This is a genomic window from Dellaglioa algida DSM 15638 (assembly GCF_001434695.1).
Lineage (GTDB): Bacteria > Bacillota > Bacilli > Lactobacillales > Lactobacillaceae > Dellaglioa > Dellaglioa algida.
Window position 1 is genome coordinate 143,357 of the sequence record NZ_AZDI01000002.1, and the last position, 24,055, is coordinate 167,411.

Genomic DNA, 24,055 nt, shown 5'->3' on the forward strand with positions numbered 1-24,055 from the left:
TCTAAAAAGAGATTGTTCTTTTTTGTGATATCGATTAAATTCTGTTATACTAAAAAACGGTCAATTATTATATTACTAATGAGAACTAATAGCGTATTTTGAGTGCGAATAATGCCATTTTACCGGCGTTTATCTTGATGTTACAAAACTGTTAGATTAACATAACGAAGTTGTATGTTAGACAAAAAAAATTAAGTGTATACTGTATTAATTTAATAAGGGAGTGATAACTATGAGTCAAAAATGGCATGATTTAAAAGAAAATGAAATTTTTATGTTTATTGTTCGAACGACCTTTTATTTTATCGTATTGGCGATGTTAGTCTATCTGTATTCATTCAGGGGTATAAGTAACGGTACATTTATCTATAATGAATTTTAGAGGGGAAGCGAAAAAAATTGATAAAAAATGTAATTAAACAAATTGATATGGTTGCAACGTCTGATCCAACTCGCATTGTTTATAACAATTTGGGTGAGACGAATACTTATCAACAATTAAAAGAAAAATCTGACGCGCTAGCGTCGCATATTATTGAATTAGACTTAGATAAAAAATCACCAATTATGGTGTATGGTAATCAAAAGTTCGAGATGTTAGTTGCCTTTATGGGTAGTGTTAAAGCTGGACACGCATATATTCCAATCGATTCACATTCACCAGCCGAACGTTTGGAAGAAATTCAAAATATTGCAAAACCGGCTGCTTGTATAGCTATTGCGGAATTACCAGAAATTGAACTTAGTGTTCCCGTAATTTCACATACTAAATTAGTAGAAATCATTGAAAATGGACAAGGAACTGTAGCTCCTGATCCTAGTCTCCAAGTTCAGGGTAATGACAACTTTTATATTATCTTCACGTCGGGTACGACTGGACAGCCTAAGGGAGTTCAGATTAGTCATGATAATTTAATCAGTTACGTAAACTGGATGATAGACGACTTTTCTTTGCCAGAACGTCCTAATATCTTATCGCAGGCGCCATATTCATTTGATTTATCTGTCATGGATGTGTACCCAGCATTAACTATGGGTGGTCAATTATCTGTTTTACCGCAAGAAGTTACGGATAACTTTAAAGTTCTTTTTCAAACGTTACCTACTTTAGACCTCCAAGTTTGGGTTTCTACACCATCATTCATGGATATTTGTTTATTGGAACCAACGTTTGATGCGGATCATTTACCTGATCTCAGCCGCTTTTTATTTTGCGGTGAGGAACTAACGCATAAAACTGCTTCGGCATTGAAGAAAAGATTCCCAATGGCCAAGATATTTAACACATACGGACCAACTGAAGCAACAGTTGCAGTCTCAAGTGTTGAGATTACGAACGATATTTTAGAAGCATACCCACGATTACCAATTGGTTATTCAAAAGCTGATACAAAAATGACTGTGGTTAATTCGAAAAATGAAGTAGTTCCAAATGGAGACGAAGGAGAGCTAATCATTATCGGACCTAGCGTTTCAAAAGGATATATTAATAATCCTGATAAAACGGCTAGTGCCTTTTTCGAAATGGACGGTGGGAATGCATATCGAACAGGAGATGCGGCTACCATAAGTTCTGATGGAATGCTTTTGTATCGAGGCCGAATTGATTTCCAAGTTAAACTTCATGGATACCGGATCGAATTAGAAGAAGTTGATCATCACGTGTCATCGGCTCCTTACGTAAAACAGGCAATTACGATTCCGAAATATGATAAGGACCACAAAGTTTCTCAATTGATTGCATACGTTGTACAAAAAGAGCACCCATTTGACCGTGATATCGAATTGACGGCTGCAATTAAAAAAGATATGGCTGAGACGACAATGTCATATATGATTCCGCAAAAATTTGTTTACGTTGATGCTTTGCCATTAACGCAAAATGGAAAAATCGATCGGAAAAAATTAATTAATGAGGTGAATGCCTAATGGTATCGTTCCAACCTTATGTTAATCCAATTTATTTTTTGTATCTTATTGCGTTTTTAATCCCGATTATTATCGGAATCTTAAATGGCAAACGATTTAGAGTATATGAAACAATCATTTCATTGTTATTTATCTGTCTGATATTTGGTGGACCTAAACTTCACGAAGGATTTAATTTAATCTTATATATCATTTTTGAAGTTTTGATGATTGGGTTGTACATGCGATATCGTAGTAAACATAATCAAACATGGGTTTTTGTTGTGGCGGTTCTTTTAGCAATTTCACCATTATCAATTGTGAAAATTACGCCGGCAATTAATAACGGGATACCATCAATTATCGGTTTCTTAGGAATTAGTTACCTCACATTTAAGGCTGTTCAAATGATTATGGAATCACGGGATGGTAGTATTAAAAAGTTTGATTTAATGCTCACACTACAATTTTTATTGTTTTTTCCAACAATTTCTTCAGGACCAATTGATCGTTACAGACGATTTGTTAAAGATTATCAGAACGTACCAAGCCAAGAAAAATACTTGGAAATGCTACAAAAGGGGATTTTCTATATTTTCCAAGGATTTTTATATAAGTTCTTATTAGCATATCTCTTTGGTACGGTGTTATTACCACCAATTGCTCATGCCGCATTGCAACATGGCGGTATGTCATGGGCATTAGTTGGCTATATGTACACATACAGCATGGATCTATTTTTTGATTTTGCTGGTTATAGCTTATTCGCGGTCGGTATTAGTTACTTTATGGGAATTGAAACACCAATGAACTTCAATAAACCTTTTATCTCGCATAATATTAAGGATTTTTGGAATCGTTGGCATATGACGCTCTCGTTTTGGTTCCGTGATTATGTTTATATGAGACTGGTCTTTTTCATGATGAAACATAAATTAATTAAGAGTCGAATAACGACAGCCATTGTTGGTTATTTTGCTTTATTTTTACTGATGGGATTCTGGCATGGAGTAACCTGGTACTATATCGCATACGGTTTATTTCATGCAATTGCCATTGTGATTAATGATACTTGGCTCAGATTTAAAAAGAAACACAAAGGCAGTATTCCAAGTAATAAATTAACTGAAATTTTTGCAATTTTCATTACGTTTAACGTGGTTTGCCTTAGTTTCTTAATTTTTTCAGGATTTTTAGATAAACTGTTTTTTTCATAAAATAATTAATTAACTTAAAGGAGAATTAAGATGAATACAAAAGATAAAGTTTTAGAAATTTTAGAAAACACAACAGATAGCGCCGAGGTTAGAAATAATTTGGATATAAACATTTTTGATGAAGGTTTATTAGATTCAATGGGGTCAATTCAATTAATTCTAGAATTACAAAATGAATTGGGCATCGATATTCCAATCTCAGAGTTTGAACGTTCTGAATGGGCAACACCAAATCTAATTATTGCAAAAGTAGAAAGCATGATCTAAATGGGATTGAAAAAGAAGTTATTCATGATTATTGGGCCTGTTATTTTGGCAATCATTTTAATAGTTGTCATCTTACTCGCACCAGTCAAATATAATTTCAGTTCCGCAAAAACTGAAGAAAAAGCTGCAGTATCCCAATCTAAAAACATTTTAGGTGGTTCCGTCATTCGACAACAAGCGTTAGAGGATGGTTACGTTCCATTTATTGGTTCGTCTGAATATTCACGAATGGATTCGATGCATCCTTCGGTTTTAGCAAAAAAATATAATCGTTCATATCGACCATTCTTAATGGGAACGGGTGGTACGCAATCTCTCACCCATTACTTCGATTTACAAGGCATAAAAGATCAAATTAAAAATAAAAAGGCAGTATTTATTGTATCACCTCAATGGTTTGTTCCAGGTGGTGTCAGTAAACAAGCTTTCAATATGTTCTACTCACCATTGCAGACAACGGAGTGGTTATTATCCGCAAATGCTAAAACTGAGTCAGACCAATACGCGGCCAAAAGATTCATCGCTTTGATGTCTGATGGAGGCAATGAGTCTATATTGAAGGCAATGCAAAAAATTGCCGATGGAGAATCTTTATCTGGGACTGATACTAATATATTCCGCATGAAGTTAACAATTTTACAGCATGAAGATGAGTTGTTTTCGGGATTCTCTGTACCTAATAGGATGCAACTTATCGACAGACAAACTAGAAACCTACCTGCTAAGTATGATTTAGCAACATTGGATGTTCTTGCAGGTAGATTTGGTGCTAAGGGAACGACTAATAATGATTTTGGAATTCAAAATAGTTATTGGACGGATAGGCATTTGGATGGAAAAGGTAAATTTGCAGGTAAACAGGCTAAGTTAAATTACGACCGTTCTGTTGAATTTTCAGATTTCCAATTGGTTTTAAATCAATTTTCTAAAGAACATACGAATGTTTTATTCATCATTCCACCTGTTAATAAACGTTGGTCGGAATATACGGGATTATCAGCAGAAATGTTGAAAAATAATGCAACTAAAATTACGGAACAACTAAAATCTCAAGGCTTTGATCATGTTGCAGATTTTAGCAAACGTGGTAACGAAAAATATTTTATGGCTGATACGATTCATTTAGGCTGGAAGGGCTGGGTAGCCGTTGATCGATACGTGAACCCATTCTTAACGCAAAAACAGGCTAAACCTGATTATCACATGGACGACTATTATTACTCAAAGGATTGGCAACAAGAATAACGAAAATAGACTTACATTGCGAGTTATCGCAATGTAAGTCTATTTTATTAGAGGGGATTTATTGAAGGGCGTAACCTGAGGTTGAGTAAGTAATTCTGGCTGATTTGTGGTAATAATAATACGAAGATTCAGTTGAAAGGTTAATTCTGTGACGAAATCAATGAAAAATCTTGTTTCCGTTATTGAAAAAGTGTCTATTAAATTTGTTAAAATAATTATAGAATTATTATTTAAAACTGCTCTGAATAACAAAATAATCGCTCTATCCATCTGATTTAAGGATGTAATTTTCTTATCCATAAAATTTGGTGAGTGACGGTTAAAATGATGTCCATAAATCAATTTAGAAATAATACTCTTTTCCTCTTTTTTATAATTTTTTTGCGTCAAACTCATATTTTGAGTGACAGTTAAATAAGGTACCAAGAGTTTAAGATCATCTACAGTGACTAGTTCAATCAGTTTTGAGTGAAGAAGATTTTGATCCAAGAGTTGATTGGTGAACTCGGATGACTGATCTAAAACGATTGAAACTGAATTGGTAGGAAATATCTTTTCTACGAGATCACTCATTTTGTTACGCTTTTTTATCTGCATGGATGAACCTCCTTTTATTGGATAAGTTATGATTAGAAAGTAATGCGGTTAAGAATGAGAGTAGACTGGCTACAATGCCGCTAATGAGTAAGTATGTAGCATTGATAAATAGTTCTTTCGATATCAGGGGCCCAAGCGACATACCTGTAGAAGATATTAAAAAATTCCCATTAAAATTTGTTAATTTATGGGACATTAATTTTAAGAGTTCAGTCGATATTTCGGATGATGAAAGCTGCATGGATAACGAATGCTCAAGCCAATAACTATTAATTGTTTTAAGTAATGAAGCATAGCTACTTTTAAAAAGGAAAATTAAAACGACTACCGAAATCAATGCCATAATGAAAATGATAAAGATTTCAAGCGCAAATGAAAGAGCAATCTTTGAATCACTCTCACCAATATGATGTAAACTGGCATGCTCTTCCTTACGATTTTTAATGATTTTTAAATAAATAAATAAAATAATCAGAAGTAAAATCAACGATAATCCGGTAATGATGGGGAAAATTAAGTTGATTTGCTTTTCGTGGATATCAGTTAGTATCTTAACTAAATTTGAGCTTGATTTAGTTAAGATATTAATATGTTCTAGCATTTTTTTGAAATTCTTGAATGAATCAAACGAAATTTGATTAAATAAAAGAGCCGAGATACTAATGAACAGGCTGAAAAAGAAAAATATAAATAAACCTAAAGATTGTTTCACATGATATAAAAGACTAGATAGTGATTGTAAAATTAAAGACATGATTTCACCTCTTTACGTAAGCTTATGTTGATAATTTTAGTTAAGAAGTATGAATATTTTATGAAATTGGTTAGAATAAAAAAACAAACGTTACTGAAAGTTATATTTTCAGTAACGTTTGTTTTTAATTTGAGGAAGAATTTGATTTATGTGCAGCAGACGTAGCAGCTGAACTTATTTTTGAGTCTGAAGAAGAACTTTCAGATGCTGGTTTTAATTCAGGTGCATCCGTTTTGTATAGATTGGTAGTAGACTTGTTGCCCTTTTCTGAATAAAGACTCGTCGAGTTATTTTTGAGTTCCTGTTGTAGTTTCAATAATTTATCATATTGGTTCTTATAATTGTACTCGGCCGGTTGTACGGGTTTAAAGTTATTGGGTGTATAGTAACGCAATAAGTTTTGATTATTAACGGTATCCGATAAATTCAACTCGATACTGACCTTTTTTTGTTCCTTTTTAATAGTCTCTTGGACGGACTTAGAAGGGTGCGTCACTTCTTTACCCGTTGTATTATCATAAATTGTTGAATCTAACACGGTATAGTCAGGTGTAATGAAGTTTTCATTTCTGAACGCGACAGTTTGATCATGTGTTTTGGAGAATAAGTCTGTTCCAAATTGAACGTATGATGATGAATCCTGACCTAATAAGTGAAGTAAAGTTGGCAGAACGTCAACTTCACCACCATATTCGGGTTGAACACCACCGTTATTTATTCCAGGAATGTGAACCATGAAGGGGACACGTTGCATTTGGGTATTATCAAATGAACTCCACGTCTCAGATGACTTACCGAGTAACTTAGCCAACTTTACGTTCCTAGAATTGGAAATACCATAATGATCACCATATAAAACAACCATGGAATTATTATACAAACCAGATTTCTGTAAGTAATCAAAAAATTCTTTAACGGATTCATCCAAATAATGGGCCGTTTGGAAATAATTATTAACAGATGTATCACCGGTATTTGGAACTTCAAAATCTTTATTTTGGGAATCAATATCAAATGGGAAATGATTTGACACCGTAATAAATTTTGCGTAAAAAGGTTGTTGTAATCTTTCTAAGTACTTAACTGAATCATTAAATAGCAGTTTATCTTTTAAACCATACTCAAGCGTATTTTTTGCGGAGTTATCATAATAACTTGAATCGAAGAAATATTGATAGCCCATACTCTTGTAAACCGTGTCTCTATTCCAAAAGGAACCTGTGTTACCATGAAATACGGCACTAGAGTAGCCCGAGGTTTGATTTAAGATAGCTGGGGCGGCTTCAAAGGTATTCTCTGACCCAAGAGACGTGAACACTGATCCCTGGGCTAAACCATAGATACTTGTTTCTAAGAGATTCTCAGCATCAGATGTTTTTCCTTGCCCAACTTGATTAAAGAAATTAGGAAAACTGTAAGTTTGTTTACCATTGTAAAGTGAGTTTAAAAAAGGTGTTACTTCTTTACCATTTACTTTAAAATTGATTAAAAATTGTTGGAAACTTTCTAAATGAATAACGATCACATTTTTACCTTTTGCAACGCCATACATACTTGGATTTGGTGATGCATAATGTGATTTTGTAAAATCTAGTACTTTATTTAAATCGTAACTTTCGGCTGTATCACGGACACGATTATTTTTAACCGTCTTGAAACTATCGTAAACGGTATAAGAATCAATTCCTAAATATTTAACAATATAATTACGATCAAAAGTTCTCGTAATTAATTGTGGTCGATCAATTTCGCCTAATGTTAGAGTTGCTAACGTTAGCATTATTGAAAATGACATGATCGCAAAAGCATTTATTTTTTTAAATGGGTTTGCGTTAAATTTTAAGTAACGCGTTATAAATAATAGGATGATCAAAGCCAAATCAATAACATAAAAAATATCGTGAGGCTTCATTAGAGCAAAAGAGCTTCCGCTAATCCCTTCGGAAACTTTGGAATAGCCCAACATCGTATTGATTGTCATAAAATCGGTGAACTCACGATAATAAATAACATTAAAAAATAATAATGCTGAATTTGCGATATAAATCAGAAACATTGTTAAATATGAGATAATGGGTTTCTTGATATATAATGCAAGCCCTAGTAGTAACATGGTTGTCCCAATAGGGTTCAGTAGGAGAACAAAGTACTGATAAATCCCTGTAACGCCTAAATTAAAATCAACCAGGTAGGCAGTAATCGTCTTTAACCAGAAGAAGAATAAGAGTAAGGTGAAAAATCCAAGTCTTGTATTGAGAAATAGTCTTAAGCGTTTAAGTGTTTGCACGGTTTGAACCGTCCTTTCGAGTGTAATCATCTAAAGTCGTAATTGTAGTTTACAGTTTCTATTAAATTTGTGTCAATCTATGGTACGCTTTATTAATGCATTTTTAACTTATTAAATTTAAGTGAAAATAAAGACGTCTACTAAAAAATGGCATCATTATTTGTTAACATAGAGAAGCAGACGGGGAGTGAGGTAGCGTAATGTTATTTTTATCAAAATTATACGACTTTGTATTACAACACTACTCACAAGGAATTAATCACTTTCCATTAGTTCGACTCATTTTTGTGAGTGTTGATAAAACCATTTTTTACTTAATCGTGTACCTTGCGATTCGAATAAGTATTTTATTTTTTAAAAAGAAAAAAATTAATTTTAAAATAGAAGGTATAAAACTGATTTTAGCGACCTATCTCATTTTATTAATTGAATTAACGGTCTTGAGACACGTTTATTTTCCTTGGGATATCCGATTTAGTTCCGATTATAATTTTCATTCTGTTAATTTAGAACCATTAATTGAAACAATTAAACTGACAAATGGACAATCTTCGTTCGATTTCGTGTATAATCTATATGGTAACATTCTTTGGTTTGTTCCGTTAGGAATTATTTTACCCAGGTTAAAGCAGTTTAAAAAGTACACCTTAGTTAAATCAATGTTGGTTGGTATCGGGTTATCAATCGCCATTGAATGTGGACAATTTATACTAGGATCCGGAATTAGTGACATTGATGACGTTATTTTTAATTCATTAGGAACATTAATCGGCTGTGGGTTATATTTTATTTTAAATCGACTATTAACAAAGAAAAAATATTTAAAAAACAAAAGGAGTACTAATCATTGAGAAAAGTAGAAATTATTTCACACGCAGCAAAAAAGTTTAAAAATGGATATCCATTAATTGATAAAGAGGATTTGCGAACAACTCGTGATTTCAAAGAGGGAGAATGGGTTGCTTTAACGCTTCATAATCAATTCGTAGCCTATGGTTATTTTGCAGAACAAAATCGTGGAGATGGCTGGATTTTTTCACGTAATGAAGAAGCACGAATCGATGAAGATTTTTTCTCAAAATTGTTTAACAATGCCAGAATGAACCGTAAATCATTATTTACGAATAAAGATACGAATGCTTTCCGATTCTTTAATGGTGAAGGTGAAGGTATTGGTGGCTTAACGATTGATTATTATGATGATTATTATGTATTCACGTGGTATAACTTGGGTCTTTACCAACATAAAGATATGATTTATAACGCTTTTTCTGACGCAGTAACAAGTTATAAAGGAATCTATGCGAACCTTCGTTATGATACGAAAGGTGAACCATCAACATTTAAAGTTCGTGGAAAAGATGCTCCAACGCCACTTATTGTTAAAGAAAATGGCCTTCAATTTGCAGCATATCTTAATGAAGCAACAACGGGTCTTTTCTTAGAACAACGTGAAATGCGTAAAGCAATCATGAATAAATACGCCGAAGGTAAGCTTGTTTTTAACGGATTTAGTAATACGGGGGCTACGTCGGTGGCCGCATCAGTTGGCGGTGCACTTAAAACGACAAGTGTCGACGTTATGAATAAAAATATTGATCGTATGAAAGAACAATTTGCGCTTAATAATATCGATCCTGAAAAACAAGAAATTCGTGGTATGGACGTCTTTGGATACTTAGATTACGCGAAGAAACACCATATTATCTACGATTTAGTTGTTTTGGACCCACCAAGTTTTGTTCGTTCGAAAAAAAGAACATTCTCAGTCCAAAAGGATTATGCTAAACTTGCCGAGGATGCTATTGATATTACGCAAAAAGAGGGTATTATTATGTTCTCAACAAATGCGGCGGGCTTAACGCTTAAAAAATTAAAAGAACAAATTACGGAAGCATTTGCAAATAAGAACCGTTCATTTACGTTACTTGAGACATTCAGATTATCAAGTGATTTTGTTACGAATAAAGAATATCGACAAGGTAATTATTTAAAAACGTTAGTCATAAAAGTAGATTAAATTAAAAACAATCTTATTTATAAAATAAGATTGTTTTTTTATGGAAAAAAATAGTTGAACGTAAAATGCTGGTATTTAAACGTTTTTGAACGATTTTGCTGGTATTTTAATGTAACCCGTTTCAAATGTTGTTATATCAATCATTAAAATTTTAATTTAGGGGTTGTAAATGCGGTTACTTTACTGCTAAAATAGTTAAATCGCGAAAAAAGAATAAAGAGAGAGAATAGAGGATTTAATTAAATATGATTATCTTGATGGCAGTAATCCCCGCAATCGCATGGGGTAGTATTGGACTTATAAGTGGAAAACTTGGTGGGACCGCTAACCAACAAACGGTTGGGATGACATGGGGTGCCCTAATCTTCGGAATTGCCGTTTACGGTATTTATCAACCAGAAATGAGTGGTAAGGCCTGGATTATTGGAATTATTTCAGGTTTATTCTGGAGTTTAGGACAAAACCAACAATTTCATGCAATGAAAGCAATCGGTATTTCAAAAACAGTCCCTGTTTCAACTGGCTTACAGTTAGCCGGTAACGCTTTAGCAGGTGTTATTTTATTCGGTGAATGGAAAACAACAAGAATGGTTGTTATTGGGACAATTGCAATGATCGTTATTATTGCAGGAGCTGCCCTAACATCATTAAAAGACAAAAAGAATTCAGCATTATCCGATTCAGATAAAGATGAAAATACTGCCGCTGGCGTACGTGCTATTATTTTGTCAACAATTGGTTACGTAGGATATACAATTGTTGTTCATTACGCAACCGTTGGAATGACAACTGAAGAATCAAGAGCATTCACAACAGCAACAATTTTACCTCAAGCAGTTGGTATGGTAATTGGTGCTGGATTCTTCGCACTCATAGCACATGAAGTCATTATGAATTCATCAACATTTAAAAATATCTTAACGGGACTTATCTGGGGTACTGGTAATATCTTCATGTTCTTATCAATTCCTAAATTAGGTCAAGCAGTTAGTTTCTCATTTTCTCAAATGGGAATCGTTATCTCAACTTTCGGTAGCATCTACTTATTAGGCGAGAAGAAAACAAACCGCGAAATGGTTTATGTTACATTAGGTTCTATCTTCGTTATTCTTGGTGTTATTATGTTAGGGATTATGAAAACTTTATAAAAATAGTAAAAAGGGAGCTAACTAATGGATTTAAGAAAAAAGAAGTTTGCGACAACTCATGGCGTCAGCAAATTGAAAAGAACTCTTAAAACCAGTGATCTTATTCTGTTAGGCTTAAGCGCAATCGTTGGTACGGGGATTTTCGTCGTTACGGGAACCGCCGCCAGCGAAGAAGCCGGCCCTGCTCTTATTTTGTCGTTTATTATTGCTGCAATTGCGGTAATAATGAACGGCTTTTCTTATGCAGAATTTTCATCGAGAATACCGGTTTCGGGTGGTTCGTATAATTACGTATATGTTATTTTTGGTGAATTCATTGCTTGGTTTGTTAGTTGGTTCACCATTTGTGAATATGTTTTGGCAGGGGCATCCGTCGCTGCAGGCTGGTCGGCGTATATGCAAGGGTTTTTAACGGGCTTAAATATTCATATGCCAACTGCCTTAAGTGCTTCGTATAATGCCTCAAAAGGCTCATATGTTGATATTATAGCTGTTGTTGTTACACTTTTTGTGACTTGGTTGACAACATTTGAAGCGAAAAAGGCATTACGGTTAAGTAAAATAATGGTTTTCGTTAAATTCGCTATTATCATTTTGTTCGTGGTTGTCGGCGTTTTTTACATCAAACCTGGTAATTGGCAGCCATTCATGCCATTTGGTACAAGTGGTGTTATGAGTGGAGCAGCATTAGTATTTTTTGCTTTTCTAGGATTTGAATCAATTGCTATGGCTTCAGATGAAGTTATTGATCCACAAAAAACAATTCCAAAAGGAATTATTGGAGCAATTAGTATTTCGGCAATTTTTTATATAATCGTAACGCTTGTATTAACGGGTATCGTACCTTACACGCAGTTAAATGTGAGCGATCCCGTTGCATTTGCGATGAGATTTGTTAATCAGGGCATTGTCGGAAATGTTATCTCTGTTGGCGCAATAATGACGCTTCTAAGCGTTTTAATCGCATTAGCATATGGTTTGTCGAGAATGATCTATTCGGAGGCTAGGGACGGGTTATTGCCTAAATACCTAACTAAGATTAGTAAGGAAACTAATGCGCCCAGAGCGGCATCGTGGACGGTTGGTATTTTAATCTCAATTGCGAGTGGTTTAATTTCAATTGAAAGTTTAGCAAAATTAACTAATATTGTGACGCTAGCCGTACTTGTTATTTTAGCTTTGGCTCTCATTAGCTTAAGAAAGCAATTTGGGGAACCTAAAAAAGGTCAATTTAGAGTGCCGTTCGTTCCCTTATTACCAATTCTGTCTATTGTTATTTCATGTTATCTGATGATTAAATTACCCATAAATATTTGGATTGCTTTTCTGGTTTGGATTATTTTAGGCGTGATTGCCTACTATGGGTATGGATATTCGCATAGTAAGCAAAAAAAATAGCAAAATATGTAATTAAAGTTCCGTTTCACTGTTATATTTTCTATTAAGTATTGTATAATATAGATTGTTAAATAAAGAATATGAGGGAGATAATTAAAATGGCACATATTTCATTCGATAGTTCTAACTTATCAAAATTCGTTCAAGACAATGAACTTGGCGAAATGCAAGCTCTTGTTACCGCAGCAGATAGTGAATTACGCAACGGTACGGGTGCGGGTAGTGATTTCCGTGGTTTTTTAGATTTACCTAAAGACTATGATAAAGAAGAATTCGCTCGTATTAAAACAGCAGCTAAAAAAATTCAATCTAATTCAGAAGTTTTAGTTGTAATTGGTATTGGTGGTTCATATTTAGGTGCTCGCGCGGCTATTGAATTTTTAAACCATACTTTCTATAACTTATTACCAGCTGAAAAAAGAAATGCACCTCAAATCTTGTTTGCTGGAAACTCAATCAGTCCTTCTTATGTGCATGATTTAGTTGATTTGATTGGTGATCGTGATTTCTCAGTTAATATCATCTCTAAATCTGGTACAACAACAGAACCTTCAATTGCTTTCCGTGTTTTCAAAGAAAAATTAATCGCAAAATATGGTAAAGAAGAAGCTAACTCACGTATCTATGCAACAACTGATCGTAAAGTGGGCGCTTTAAAAGTTGAAGCTGATGCTGAAGGTTACGAAGCATTCGTTATTCCTGATGATGTTGGTGGCCGTTTCTCAGTTCTTACTGCTGTTGGTTTGTTACCAATTGCTGCTTCAGGTGCTGATATTGATGCCTTGATGCAAGGTGCTGAAGATGCGCGTGTTGAATATTCAGATGCTGATTTAACAAAAAATGAAGCATACCAATATGCAGCATTACGTAATATCTTATACCGTAAAGGTTATACAACTGAAATTTTAGAAAACTACGAACCAAGCTTACAATATTTCTCAGAATGGTGGAAACAATTGATGGGCGAATCTGAAGGTAAGGATCAAAAGGGTATTTACCCATCTTCAGCTAACTTCTCAACTGATTTACATTCATTAGGTCAATATATTCAAGAAGGCCGTCGTAATTTGATGGAAACAGTTATCAATGTGGGTACACCCGTTAATGATACTGCTATTCCTGAAGAAGAAGGCGATCTTGATGGTTTAGGATACCTTGAAGGCAAGACAATGGACTTTGTTAATACAAAGGCATTCCAAGGTGTTGTTATGGCTCATACTGATGGTAATGTACCTAACATGATCTTAAACATTCCTACACAAGATGCTTACACATTAGGCTATACAATCTACTTCTTTGAAGCAGCTGTAGCTGTTTCTGGTTACTTGAATGGAATTAACCCATTTAACCAACCAGGTGTTGAAGCGTACAAGAAGAACATGTTTGCCTTACTCGGTAAACCTGGTTTCGAAGATCTTTCAAAAGAATTAAACGCACGTCTTTAAGATTAGTAATCAAAAACGCCTGAACTTTTAAAAAGTTCAGGCGTTTTTTTGATTAAATTTATTTTTGTGGGTGATTAGTTGAAAAGTGTACTATAAAAAAATTAATATCTGTATTTTTATGTAAAAAAAACTTACCCGAAGGTAAGTTTCAAAGGCTTATAATTAAGCTTTAACAACGTTAGTTGCTTGTGGTCCACGATCAGAATCTTCAACATCGAAAGTAACTGCTTGGCCTTCGTCAAGTGATTTAAAACCGTCACCTTGGATAGCTGAGAAATGAACGAAAACGTCATCGCCAGATTCGCGAGTAATAAAACCAAAACCTTTATCTGCGTTAAACCATTTTACTGTACCTTGTTCCATAATATGAAACCTCCATGTGCTGTAAGCACTAATATATTTTGCATTTGTTGATTGAACTATTAAAAAGAAGTGTGTTCATAAATGAAACAAATCACCTTTAAATAACCGAACCATAAATACATAAGTTTAATATAACACCTAATGACGATTAATGCAAATTTATTTGTTTGGTTTTGTGTGTTTTTTTAGATAGTGAAGTAACTCAGACTCATTACGAAATTCGTGTGGGCCAACATGGTTGTGAAGTCGAATCGTAATCTTATTAATCTTAATTCGACCAGTCCAAGTATACGCGTACTCAACAATAAATCTATTATTGAGAGCATCTTCTTCTAAACCGAAATTAAGGACATAAATGCGATCTGGAACCATGAGCGGGTTAACGTGTTCTTTATCGTAAAAAATATTATTTGCTCTTAAAAATTTTTTTGTTCTGCTTAACATAGTGTATAAACCTCCAAACTATTATTATAGTGTATTCAAAATGAAGGAGACAGAATTGAATTGGGGATTTAAGTTGCTGTCACTTTATTAATTTAAGTACCATCATTAAAATATCCCATTTATTATATCATAAATGGGATGGGATATGAGAAAATAACGTTAATTAATAAAAATATAATTGACAATACATGAAAGTGTGTTAAAGTTATGGCAGCTCAATATTAATATTCTTAGCATAAATTATTCAGTTTGATGATTTCTATTCATTTATTCATGCTGGCGCAACCAAGGAGTTGCAAGGATGTAAAGTAGGTAGGGTTACATCGTTTAGAAGTAGAATTAGTAACTTATTTTAAAATTAATTAGATAAATTAAATATAAATATTCAGTGAGAAGGCTACCAGCAATTTTGTTGGTAGCCTTCGTCAATTATTGAGATAAATTGTTATAAAAAAAGAGACTTTCTGAAATTATTTCTCAGAAAGCCTCTTTTTTTATTTGATTTCTTTTAATTTAATCAATGGGGAGTAACTAATTAACATTATCAAGCTTAATACTAAAATATATAGCGGTAAACTTGTAATGGAACCATTGTGCATAAGGCTCATTAAGTAAGTGAGACCACTGACAACCAAATAATAACCCAGACTGAACCAGCCGCTAGCGCTTCCCATAATCTGCTCATACCCAATTAACGCACGATTTAATGCGTTAGGTAGTGTGATATTTAAACCCAGGAATACAAAGAAAATACCGGCTAACATCCAGATAGGTTGATCAATAGTTGCAGCAACTAAAAGTCCTGCGGCTGATATGGTGCTTAGCACTAATCCACTAAAGGCAATAATTTCAGGGCGATACCGATTAACTAAGTGGTTAACGATAAGTGCTCCTAGGAGACTAGCGCTGGCAATAATGAGACCTAACAGGCCATACTGAAAGGTAGAAAAGTTAAAATGTCTCTCGAAAATAAAAGGTGCTTCCGCGTAGTAACTAAATAAAATACCATTTATGCCGCCAATAACTAGGCCATAACACCAGACTACAGGATTAGATAATAATTGTTTTAAAACAAGCCACTGGGAAACTCTGACTAATGTAGATAGCTGTTGTTGCCGTGTTTCAGGTAATCGAATTCCACTGTATAGTAAAATGACTACGGCAAGGCTAATTAGTGTTGTAAAGACATTTCGATAACCTAACGTCGTTTGGACTAAACCGCCAATTAAGGGTCCTAACGCGGGAGATAAAGCCATGGCGGCACCAGTTTTGGCAAATACCTTGGTTCCTGTAACACCTGAAAAGCTTTCACGCATAATCGTTTGCGTGACAACAGAGCCTGCACTGGCGCCAAAAGCTTGAATTAATCGGAAGAATAGTAGCCATTTGAAAGAAGGACTCCAGTAAAGGCCAATATTTCCGATTAAATAAATGATAATACCGCCTAACATTGATGGTCGGCGACCACAATAGTCAGCAAGTTGTCCCCAAAATAAAACACCAATGGCAAATGCGATAAAGTAGATACTCATCGTTAATTGAATTTGGTTGGCGCTAACACTTAAAGCCTGACTTAAGGCCGGTAAAATTGGGGTAAAGATTGATTCACTAATTTGTGGGAAACCCACTAAAGTTATAATTAATGCTAGGGATGGGACTTTTTTTCGGACGTTTTTCATCACAATTTCTCCTAAAATTTAATTTGCGAAAAAACGTCCTCGTCCATCTACAGCGACACAAACCATTATATTTTCATATTCCATGGGTTGTCACCTCATTTCTGTGTATTGTACATTAACATGTGTATTCTAAATTTGTCAAAAAAAGATAGTCTGCTAGAAATACTGTACGAGTTAAAAAATATAATAATATTGTGTCCATATATGTGTTGTACAACTTTGTTTTTTGTTGTTTAATAGAGACTGATAAAAAATTTAGGGGGAGATTAAGAATGAAAAAGGTATTGGTAGTTTTGGGAACAACGATTGTTTTGTTATCATTAGCCGCATGTGGGAAGAGTGAGAGTACAGCTAAGGATTCATCGTCTTCTGAGGCAAAGTCATCTAGTATGTTAAAGGAGAAAGAAAATTCAAGTAAAAAGGAATCAACGAAGAGAGAGTCAAGTAAAAAAGAGTCAATGAAGAAAGTGTCAGGGGAAAAGGCCAAAGCTATTTCTGAAAGTAAGGCTGAATCAATAACGGCTGCTAAAGCATCTAGTATTACGGCGGAAAGCTCGGACAAAGCGGCTAACGAAATGACAGCTGTAAGGAACGAATTAGCTAAGGGATTTGTCTTATCGCCTAAACTATTTAACGGCATAGATGTTGATAAAGCAATGGAAAAATCAGGCGCACCACAGAATATTGTTAGTGACTATACTAAGGTAGGATACGTTAAAAATGATTCAACGATACGTATGGAACAAATGAGGAGTGCATTTGACGTTAAATACACGATAACAAAAACGTATGTAGTAATCGATGGAAGTACTATTCCATATACAACACAAGGCACAGGGGTTACTTTCGGATCATGGACGGAACCTCATGGTAAGGATGTAATTACTATGAATTTAAGAACAGAATCTGGTGCTAAAAGCATAGTGGATTCAGTAATGACACAGAATTAATCGTGGCCGTCGAGTCTACTAAAATGGAATAAATATAGTTTAAAGCATTCGCGATAGCGGATGCTTTTTTTGTATTTCGTGATATGACATGGGCACCTTAATTATAAACAAAAATGCACCTGCTCATTTGAGCAGGTGCATTTTCACGCGATATTTCCACATGATCTATTTTGCCGAATTTAGACGCAACGTTGTAAAACACTTAATTGGGTAAGTAGGGATCGAACCTACAGATTGCGGATTCAGAGTCCGGCGCCTTACCAGTTTGGCTATTACCCATTAATAATTAACTTCCTAATTTTAGCGATATAACGACTTTTTGTCAAATTAAAAATGATAATATTTTGATTAATAAATAAGAAATAGTAAAGATGGTTAATTATTGATAAAGATAATCGAATAAACCTTCGATGACTGAGAAAAAAAGCTATAATAAAAATATGCAAAGTGAAAAATATGATAAATATTTTTACGTCGTTTATTAAATTATCAATCGTGACAGTTAGTTTGGTCATGATTATCATTCTATGAATAAGCCTGAGGCGAATATATTGGAAATAAAATTAAGACGTGAATTAAAAAAATTATACACTAGATTATTGATTGCGAGTGTTACAACATTACTGATAGGGACGACGAAGGTTATCTTACAATACGAGTGGTTGTCATTTGTTATGTGGGGTGCCGCGATATATTGTCTGGGTCTGTATGTATATTGCTGTTTTATTCAATTTTTAATTTGGCAGAAAAAGCATTGACATCAATTCTGTATGGGTTATACTTAAAAGAGTATTTTTGCCCAATGGTCAAATTGGTTAAGACGTCGCCCTCTCAAGGCGGAATTACGGGTTCGAGCCCCGTTTGGGCGATCAGAGTGCTTATAGATAAATTTTAATTATCAAAAAAGGAGTTAACACATCGTCGTGTTAACTCTTTTTTTGTTTAAATATCCTGTTCAAATGACAGTTCAATTAAATATTTATCGTGATGCGTCAAGTAGGTGGTCGTTACCCAAACATCCATATAGTCGGGAACTGAATTTTCTAATTTATTATTAAAATAATCTAGTAGATCACCGTGTTTTGCGACGAATTCATCGGCAAGACGATTAACGGTTAGCTGATCTGGCAAAAAATAAATATCAGCATCGGCAACTTTAGTGCTACCAGGCAAGACGATAGTAAGTGAATTTGTATAAGTTAACCGAGAAAAGAAAACCTGATCGGGGTGTCGTCTAATAAAAGATAAGACGAAGAATATGGAATCTGAATTACTAGCCATAAGTGTGTGCCTCCTAGAATGATTTACTTTATTATATAAGGCTAAATGAAATTGTTTAGCCTTATTCTAGCATAGTCATAAATTAAATGGGTATTTACGGATTAAAAGTTGTTTCAATTTATGGGTTTTTCTTTAGGTAAAATCTTTATGGTAGCGTATACTTAATAATACAAACATTAAATTATTTTATTGGGGGGTGCCGGCGATGAAGACGGTTCATTTTTATTTAGTAAGGCATGGTCAAACACGTTTAAATAGATTAAAGAGGTTACAAGGAGTGACTAATTCTCGTCTGACACACAAAGGACGAGAAGCGGCTAGAAACCTAGGCACGCAATTAAAAGATATGGACTTTGAAGCAGTTTATACTAGTGATTTAAAACGAACACAGGATACCGCGAACTTTATTCTTGAAAAAAATAGATATGCGTTCGATATACAACCATTAAAAGGCCTTAGGGAAGTTGATTTTGGTCGATTAGAGGAAATGAAAAATAAAAAATTAATTCCGTTACTTGTGAAAAAGTTTGGATTTTTTAAGGTGATTAAAGCCGTATTAGGACATAATCGATTTAGGGACTTAGTCGATATGTTTGCGGAACTTGAGGGGACAAGTCAAGCTGAAACATACGACAGCATGACTAGTCGAATTATTGAGACGCTGACTGATATTGGTAGTCAATACCAAACGCGCGGTGGAAATATTTTAATTGTGTCGCATGGGCTTGTTTTATCAAGTTTTATTGATAGCTTAGAAAAAAATCAATTACCGATAATGCTCTTAAAAAATGCCAGTGTTAGTAATGTTGATTTTGAAAAAGGAAAGTTTAAAGTTGTTAAGATTAACCAAAAGGGGTGATTGTCGTTGTTATATTCTGAAACGACAAATAAAATTCAACAGTTAGTCCGTGAAGGAATCGTTCCAGGAGCCTCATTTGGAATTGTGCATCATAATAAAATAATAGCGCAAAGTTTTCTCGGTTACTCACAATTAATTCCCGAAGTAGAAGTGCTAATTGACGATGCACTCTATGACGTGGCTTCTTTAACGAAAGTTGTTGGAACGACCACGCTTATCTTGAAGTTACAAGAAGAAGGAAAATTGAATATTGATAATCCCATAAAAAAATATCTAGCTGATTATCAAGATGAACGAGTGACCCTGCGACATTTACTGACGCATACGGCTAATTTTCAAGGGTATATAAAGGATCGAAATCAGTTATCTGCGCCCGCGTTAAAACAAGCGTTATTTGGATTAACTAATGGTAATAGTCTCGGCGAAACGGTTGTTTATAGTGATATTGGACTCATCTTTTTAGGGTTTATTATTGAAGAAATTTTAGATATTCCAGTCCAAAAGGCGCTGAAACAAGAAATTATAGTGCCCCTTGGCTTAGCTGATAGCACGTTTAATCCTGATGTTGACAGAAGTGTCCCAACAGAGATTATTCCCGAATTGGGTCTTTTGAGAGGAATTGTCCACGATCCTAAGGCGCGCATTTTAAAAGAACATTGTGGATCTGCCGGACTTTTTTCAACCGTATCTGATTTACTTAAATTTATGAGGTGGTTTATGAGTGACGACCCTACACGGCCCGTTTTAAAACCAAGAACGACCCAAATGTTATTTAGCGATCAAACGCCAACTGGACGCCTAGGTCGGTCGCTTGGCTGGGACCTTCGTGGAAGTAGCGAGAACTTATCTGTCTACCATACTGGTTTTACAGGGACGTTCATGCTAATGAATCAGACTACAAAAGATGGATTAGTTGTTCTGACCAATAGGGTACATCCAACGAGCGATAATACGCTCTACCTCGAAAAACGTGATGAGATTGTAACCAGCTTTTTAACGGAACACAATGAGATTGTAACCGATTCACATTCAAAAATGTAACCGCTTGTGATAAAATAAAAAGATAATAACTTAAGATGAAGGAGAACATAACTAATGACAGAACCTCTATTTTTAAAACCCGTACTGCAAGAAAAAATCTGGGGTGGTAACCATCTTAAAACAGTATTTGGTTATGATATTCCGAGCGACCACACCGGTGAACTTTGGGCAATTTCGGCTCATTCACATGGACCAAGTACCATTTTAAATGGGCCATATGCTGGTAAAACATTAAATGAAGTATGGGATTCAAATCGCGAAGTCTTTGGTAATATTAAGGGGGATGTTTTCCCGCTCTTAACGAAAATTTTGGATGCTAATCAAGATTTGTCGGTTCAAGTTCATCCTGATGATGCCTACGCGATGGAACATGAGCATGAACTTGGCAAAACGGAGTGTTGGTATGTGATATCTGCTGAACCAGGGGCAGAACTCATTTATGGTCATCATGCTAAAACGCGTGAAGAGTTGGCAGAAATGATTCATGATGAAAAATGGGATGCACTATTTACCCATGTACCCGTTAAAGCTGGAGATTTCTTCTACGTACCAAGTGGCACAATTCATGCTATTGGTTCAGGTGTAATGGTCCTTGAAACACAACAAAGTAGTGATACAACTTATCGCGTTTACGATTTTGATCGTGTTGACGCAACTACTGGTAAAAAACGTGATTTGCATATTCAACAGTCAATTGATGTTACGAATGTCCCTAACGTTGTGCCAAAGTTAGATATTAAAACTCAATTGATTGGTGATGCAAAAGTGACGAGCTTTGTTAAAACGCCATTTTTCAGTGTTTATGAATGGTTAATTGCAAATGGTTCTGCAACATTTGAGCGAACAATTGCGCCGTACACGCTTGTCTCTGTTCTAAAAGGAGAAGGCCAAATCGAAGTTGATGGTAGGGCATTTGATTTAAAAATGGGCATGCATTTTATTTTACCTAATGAAGTTAAAAAATGGACGATTACAGGCAACATGCAGATTATTGCATCAGAACCTGGAGAAAAAGCTTAAAAAAATAAAGTTTCGAATGACAACTATGCATTGTCGTTCGAAACTTTATTTTTTATTTAAAAGGTTGGTTCGATAACGAGTGCTTCTTGTTGACTGAAATCAACATCTGGATATTTGCGGTGTAAGGCAATTAATAACAAGCGTTTAGCGAGTTCACCATTTCTAGTTAAAATAGGTCCATGGAAGTATGAACCGAAGACATTTTTATAAACAACGCCTTCTGATGCATCCCCGCCATTATTACCTTTACCTTTTAGGACCTTGCCAAGTGGACGTTCGTCTTCACCAAGGAAAGTCATCCCATTATGATTTTCAAAACCATGATATGTTTCGCCTGTTTCTTCGTTTTGAATAGTAATGTCCCCGATAAAACGATTGTTATCTTGAGTTTCAGTGTAGTGACTCATTGCGCCAATACCAGGAATTTTTTCACCGTCAGCACCGACATAATATTGTCCAAGTAATTGGTAACCGCCACAAATCGCGAGTAGAGGACCATCATTTTCAATATAATCAGTTAAATCGTTTTTCTTTTTTTGAATATCTTTTGAAACAATTTTTTGTTCGAAATCTTGACCGCCGCCAAAGAATGTTAAATCAAAATGATTCTTTTCAAAAGGTTGATCTAAACTAATAACTTCAGTTTTTAGTTCAACATCCATTTGTTTGGCGTAATATTCTAAGGCTAGTAGATTGCCGACATCGCCGTAAGTATTCAATAAGTCACCATACAGATGGGCGACGTTTAAATGATATTTTGCCATGTTTACATCCCTTCCTTAATATAACCGTCACTTGCCAATGATTTACGTAATTGTAAAACAGCCGTGTACGTGGCTAAAACGTAAATATGTTTTGTTGGGAAAGATTTAAGTTGGTCAACAACTTTAGAAACGTCTGGTTCTTTAATTAATTGGTCATCAGTAACACCGGCAACTTTAAAACGGAACGAAACATCTTTGTAACGTTCGCCGCCAGTCATAAATTGGGGGATGTTCATTTGTGTTAATTGTTCAAAATTACCATCCCAAATCCAACTCGTATCAATACCATCCGCATAATTAGCATTCAGTAAAAAGGCTAGAGAGAACGGTTCTGTGTCCGTTGCAATCATATCCAATACTTGATCAAGTCCAACTGGATTTTTAACTAAAATTAACGTAATCTCTTTATCATCAACTTGGATAAGTTCTTGTCGGCCAAAGACTTGTTCATCATCTTCGCTTAAGGTATTACTGATTGCTGCGGGTCCAACATCTAAAAAGCGACCAACTGCATAAGCGGCAAGTGCATTGTAGATGTTATACAGGCCACCAACATGAATTTCCATAGGTTGTCCGTCAATGATAAAACGAGACGATGTTGGTGTTTGTTCCAAAAGAGATGTTAATTGATAGTCTAATTCAGGACGACTAAAATGACAATTTGGACAATAATATTTACCGAGATTAGCATACGTACGAATTTTGTAATGTAAAATATGCTGACAGACGGGGCAAAGGACACCATCTGTGTTTGTTGGCGCCAGACTCTCTGTTTCTTCTTCATGATTAAAACCATAAAAAACAAAAGGATTTGGTAAGTCAATCGAATGGAAAATTGGCGCATCGCCATTAGCAATGATTGTCGCCTCAGGGGCTAATTTAATGCCATCAATAATTTTTTTATATGTCGTATAGATTTCGCCATAACGATCCATTTGATCACGGAAAATATTCGTTAGAACAAATGCTTTTGGTGTAATATACTGTGTCACTTTAATGACATTAGCTTCATCAACTTCAAGGATAGCAAGTGGGCGTTCATTTTTCTTACGTTTATCCGTTAAAAATGCAGTAATAATACCCTGTTCCATATTCGATCCAGCTGAATTGGTTAAAATATGATCATATTTAGCACCTAAAACTTTAACTGTTAAGGCAGTCGTTAATGTTTTACCGTTAGTTCCGGTGATGACGATGACATCATAATTTGCACCCAATGTTTTCAAAATATCTGGATCTAATGCGGCAGTTATTTTGCCGGGTAATGAGCTACCACCTTTTAAGAAGGTATGTAAAAACCAGTACGATGATTTTCCGGCAGTAGTTGCTATAGCGCTTTTTATCGTCATTGAATATCCTCCATTTATA

Annotated in this window: 23 protein-coding genes and 2 tRNA genes; 15 read left to right on the plus strand and 10 right to left on the minus strand. The window is 34.8% G+C overall.

Annotated elements, in window-relative coordinates:
• The first annotated feature begins 232 nt into the window (after positions 1-232).
• Genes FC66_RS07855 through dltD form a run of 5 tightly spaced genes read left to right on the plus strand, consistent with a single transcriptional unit; the run spans position 233 to position 4,637 of the window.
• Positions 233-382: a teichoic acid D-Ala incorporation-associated protein DltX gene (locus FC66_RS07855; protein ID WP_083478933.1), complete on the plus strand. Its 150-nt coding sequence runs from the start codon at positions 233-235 to the stop codon at positions 380-382.
• A 17-nt stretch (positions 383-399) separates the two neighbouring features.
• A complete protein-coding gene (dltA, locus tag FC66_RS02375; protein WP_083478934.1) occupies positions 400-1,929 on the plus strand; it encodes a D-alanine--poly(phosphoribitol) ligase subunit DltA in 1,530 nt (509 codons plus the stop codon).
• A complete protein-coding gene (dltB, locus tag FC66_RS02380) occupies positions 1,929-3,125 on the plus strand; it encodes a D-alanyl-lipoteichoic acid biosynthesis protein DltB (RefSeq protein WP_057973775.1) in 1,197 nt (398 codons plus the stop codon). The genes dltA and dltB overlap by 1 nt, the downstream gene beginning before the upstream one ends.
• A gap of 30 nt (positions 3,126-3,155) precedes the next feature.
• On the plus strand, positions 3,156-3,392 hold the full coding sequence (dltC, locus tag FC66_RS02385) for a D-alanine--poly(phosphoribitol) ligase subunit DltC (protein ID WP_057973776.1): 237 nt from the start codon (positions 3,156-3,158) through the stop codon (positions 3,390-3,392).
• Complete coding sequence (gene dltD / locus FC66_RS02390) at positions 3,393-4,637, plus strand: D-alanyl-lipoteichoic acid biosynthesis protein DltD (RefSeq protein WP_057973777.1); 1,245 nt, start codon at positions 3,393-3,395, stop codon at positions 4,635-4,637.
• 39 nt (positions 4,638-4,676) lie between these two features.
• Here dltD and FC66_RS02395 read toward each other — a convergent pair whose 3' ends face one another.
• From FC66_RS02395 to FC66_RS02405, 3 genes are all read right to left on the minus strand, one after another.
• Positions 4,677-5,234: a P-loop NTPase family protein gene (locus FC66_RS02395; RefSeq protein WP_057973778.1), complete on the minus strand. Its 558-nt coding sequence runs from the start codon at positions 5,232-5,234 to the stop codon at positions 4,677-4,679.
• Complete coding sequence (locus FC66_RS02400; RefSeq protein ID WP_057973779.1) at positions 5,215-5,988, minus strand: hypothetical protein; 774 nt, start codon at positions 5,986-5,988, stop codon at positions 5,215-5,217. The genes FC66_RS02395 and FC66_RS02400 overlap by 20 nt, the downstream gene beginning before the upstream one ends.
• Positions 5,989-6,112: 124 nt before the next feature.
• Positions 6,113-8,275, minus strand: a complete 2,163-nt coding sequence (locus FC66_RS02405; protein ID WP_191978431.1) for an LTA synthase family protein — start codon at positions 8,273-8,275, stop codon at positions 6,113-6,115.
• A gap of 200 nt (positions 8,276-8,475) precedes the next feature.
• Here FC66_RS02405 and FC66_RS02410 point away from each other — a divergent pair, with 200 nt between their 5' ends.
• The 5 genes from FC66_RS02410 to FC66_RS02430 all read left to right on the plus strand — a co-directional run bounded on the left by FC66_RS02410 (position 8,476) and on the right by FC66_RS02430 (position 14,286).
• A complete protein-coding gene (locus FC66_RS02410) occupies positions 8,476-9,126 on the plus strand; it encodes a VanZ family protein (protein WP_057973781.1) in 651 nt (216 codons plus the stop codon).
• Positions 9,123-10,295: a class I SAM-dependent rRNA methyltransferase gene (locus FC66_RS02415; RefSeq protein WP_057973782.1), complete on the plus strand. Its 1,173-nt coding sequence runs from the start codon at positions 9,123-9,125 to the stop codon at positions 10,293-10,295. The genes FC66_RS02410 and FC66_RS02415 overlap by 4 nt, the downstream gene beginning before the upstream one ends.
• A gap of 245 nt (positions 10,296-10,540) precedes the next feature.
• The gene (locus tag FC66_RS02420; protein WP_057973783.1) at positions 10,541-11,443 is read left to right on the plus strand and encodes a GRP family sugar transporter; all 903 of its coding nucleotides are present in this window, start codon (positions 10,541-10,543) and stop codon (positions 11,441-11,443) included.
• Positions 11,444-11,467: 24 nt separating this feature from the next.
• Complete coding sequence (locus tag FC66_RS02425; RefSeq protein ID WP_057973784.1) at positions 11,468-12,841, plus strand: APC family permease; 1,374 nt, start codon at positions 11,468-11,470, stop codon at positions 12,839-12,841.
• A 98-nt stretch (positions 12,842-12,939) separates the two neighbouring features.
• On the plus strand, positions 12,940-14,286 hold the full coding sequence (locus tag FC66_RS02430) for a glucose-6-phosphate isomerase (RefSeq protein ID WP_057973785.1): 1,347 nt from the start codon (positions 12,940-12,942) through the stop codon (positions 14,284-14,286).
• A 162-nt stretch (positions 14,287-14,448) separates the two neighbouring features.
• On the opposite strand, the gene FC66_RS02435 is transcribed toward FC66_RS02430, so the two are convergent.
• From FC66_RS02435 to FC66_RS02445, 3 genes are all read right to left on the minus strand, one after another.
• Positions 14,449-14,649, minus strand: a complete 201-nt coding sequence (locus tag FC66_RS02435) for a cold-shock protein (RefSeq protein ID WP_057973786.1) — start codon at positions 14,647-14,649, stop codon at positions 14,449-14,451.
• A gap of 159 nt (positions 14,650-14,808) precedes the next feature.
• A complete protein-coding gene (locus FC66_RS02440; protein ID WP_057973787.1) occupies positions 14,809-15,093 on the minus strand; it encodes a hypothetical protein in 285 nt (94 codons plus the stop codon).
• Positions 15,094-15,587: 494 nt separating this feature from the next.
• The gene (locus FC66_RS02445) at positions 15,588-16,772 is read right to left on the minus strand and encodes a multidrug effflux MFS transporter (protein ID WP_057973788.1); all 1,185 of its coding nucleotides are present in this window, start codon (positions 16,770-16,772) and stop codon (positions 15,588-15,590) included.
• A 272-nt stretch (positions 16,773-17,044) separates the two neighbouring features.
• On the opposite strand from FC66_RS02445, the gene FC66_RS02450 reads away from it, so the two are divergent.
• Positions 17,045-17,722, plus strand: a complete 678-nt coding sequence (locus FC66_RS02450) for a hypothetical protein (protein WP_057973789.1) — start codon at positions 17,045-17,047, stop codon at positions 17,720-17,722.
• Between the two features lie 206 nt (positions 17,723-17,928).
• Here the strand turns inward: FC66_RS02450 and FC66_RS02455 are convergent.
• Positions 17,929-18,001 (minus strand) — tRNA-Gln (locus FC66_RS02455).
• Between the two features lie 517 nt (positions 18,002-18,518).
• Between FC66_RS02455 and FC66_RS02460 the strand changes: the two genes are divergently transcribed.
• Positions 18,519-18,591, plus strand: a tRNA-Glu gene (locus FC66_RS02460).
• Between the two features lie 73 nt (positions 18,592-18,664).
• Here FC66_RS02460 and FC66_RS02465 read toward each other — a convergent pair.
• Complete coding sequence (locus FC66_RS02465) at positions 18,665-19,003, minus strand: hypothetical protein (RefSeq protein ID WP_057973790.1); 339 nt, start codon at positions 19,001-19,003, stop codon at positions 18,665-18,667.
• Positions 19,004-19,208: 205 nt separating this feature from the next.
• On the opposite strand from FC66_RS02465, the gene FC66_RS02470 reads away from it, so the two are divergent.
• Genes FC66_RS02470 through manA form a run of 3 tightly spaced genes read left to right on the plus strand, consistent with a single transcriptional unit; the run spans position 19,209 to position 21,923 of the window.
• Entirely contained in the window at positions 19,209-19,862 is a 654-nt protein-coding gene (locus FC66_RS02470) for a histidine phosphatase family protein (protein ID WP_057973791.1), read from the plus strand.
• Between the two features lie 6 nt (positions 19,863-19,868).
• Positions 19,869-20,903: a serine hydrolase domain-containing protein gene (locus tag FC66_RS02475; RefSeq protein WP_057973792.1), complete on the plus strand. Its 1,035-nt coding sequence runs from the start codon at positions 19,869-19,871 to the stop codon at positions 20,901-20,903.
• A gap of 54 nt (positions 20,904-20,957) precedes the next feature.
• The gene (gene manA, locus FC66_RS02480) at positions 20,958-21,923 is read left to right on the plus strand and encodes a mannose-6-phosphate isomerase, class I (protein ID WP_057973793.1); all 966 of its coding nucleotides are present in this window, start codon (positions 20,958-20,960) and stop codon (positions 21,921-21,923) included.
• Between the two features lie 56 nt (positions 21,924-21,979).
• Here manA and FC66_RS02485 read toward each other — a convergent pair whose 3' ends face one another.
• The gene (locus tag FC66_RS02485; protein WP_057973794.1) at positions 21,980-22,687 is read right to left on the minus strand and encodes a type 1 glutamine amidotransferase; all 708 of its coding nucleotides are present in this window, start codon (positions 22,685-22,687) and stop codon (positions 21,980-21,982) included.
• A 2-nt stretch (positions 22,688-22,689) separates the two neighbouring features.
• Positions 22,690-24,036: a Mur ligase family protein gene (locus FC66_RS02490; RefSeq protein ID WP_057973795.1), complete on the minus strand. Its 1,347-nt coding sequence runs from the start codon at positions 24,034-24,036 to the stop codon at positions 22,690-22,692.
• Positions 24,037-24,055 lie beyond the last annotated feature (19 nt).

Coding starts and splice junctions, on each gene's coding strand:
- FC66_RS02430 (WP_057973785.1), top strand. CDS start 12,940: ATGGCACATATTTCATTCGATAGTTCTAACTTATCAAAATTCGTTCAA.
- dltD (WP_057973777.1), top strand. CDS start 3,393: ATGGGATTGAAAAAGAAGTTATTCATGATTATTGGGCCTGTTATTTTG.
- FC66_RS02435 (WP_057973786.1), bottom strand. CDS start 14,649: ATGGAACAAGGTACAGTAAAATGGTTTAACGCAGATAAAGGTTTTGGT.
- FC66_RS02450 (WP_057973789.1), top strand. CDS start 17,045: ATGAAAAAGGTATTGGTAGTTTTGGGAACAACGATTGTTTTGTTATCA.
- FC66_RS02395 (WP_057973778.1), bottom strand. CDS start 5,234: ATGCAGATAAAAAAGCGTAACAAAATGAGTGATCTCGTAGAAAAGATA.
- manA (WP_057973793.1), top strand. CDS start 20,958: ATGACAGAACCTCTATTTTTAAAACCCGTACTGCAAGAAAAAATCTGG.
- FC66_RS02425 (WP_057973784.1), top strand. CDS start 11,468: ATGGATTTAAGAAAAAAGAAGTTTGCGACAACTCATGGCGTCAGCAAA.
- dltC (WP_057973776.1), top strand. CDS start 3,156: ATGAATACAAAAGATAAAGTTTTAGAAATTTTAGAAAACACAACAGAT.
- FC66_RS02485 (WP_057973794.1), bottom strand. CDS start 22,687: ATGGCAAAATATCATTTAAACGTCGCCCATCTGTATGGTGACTTATTG.
- FC66_RS02445 (WP_057973788.1), bottom strand. CDS start 16,772: ATGAAAAACGTCCGAAAAAAAGTCCCATCCCTAGCATTAATTATAACT.
- dltB (WP_057973775.1), top strand. CDS start 1,929: ATGGTATCGTTCCAACCTTATGTTAATCCAATTTATTTTTTGTATCTT.
- FC66_RS02490 (WP_057973795.1), bottom strand. CDS start 24,036: ATGACGATAAAAAGCGCTATAGCAACTACTGCCGGAAAATCATCGTAC.
- FC66_RS02465 (WP_057973790.1), bottom strand. CDS start 19,003: ATGGCTAGTAATTCAGATTCCATATTCTTCGTCTTATCTTTTATTAGA.
- FC66_RS02440 (WP_057973787.1), bottom strand. CDS start 15,093: ATGTTAAGCAGAACAAAAAAATTTTTAAGAGCAAATAATATTTTTTAC.
- FC66_RS02420 (WP_057973783.1), top strand. CDS start 10,541: ATGATTATCTTGATGGCAGTAATCCCCGCAATCGCATGGGGTAGTATT.
- FC66_RS02470 (WP_057973791.1), top strand. CDS start 19,209: ATGAAGACGGTTCATTTTTATTTAGTAAGGCATGGTCAAACACGTTTA.
- FC66_RS02410 (WP_057973781.1), top strand. CDS start 8,476: ATGTTATTTTTATCAAAATTATACGACTTTGTATTACAACACTACTCA.
- FC66_RS07855 (WP_083478933.1), top strand. CDS start 233: ATGAGTCAAAAATGGCATGATTTAAAAGAAAATGAAATTTTTATGTTT.
- FC66_RS02400 (WP_057973779.1), bottom strand. CDS start 5,988: ATGTCTTTAATTTTACAATCACTATCTAGTCTTTTATATCATGTGAAA.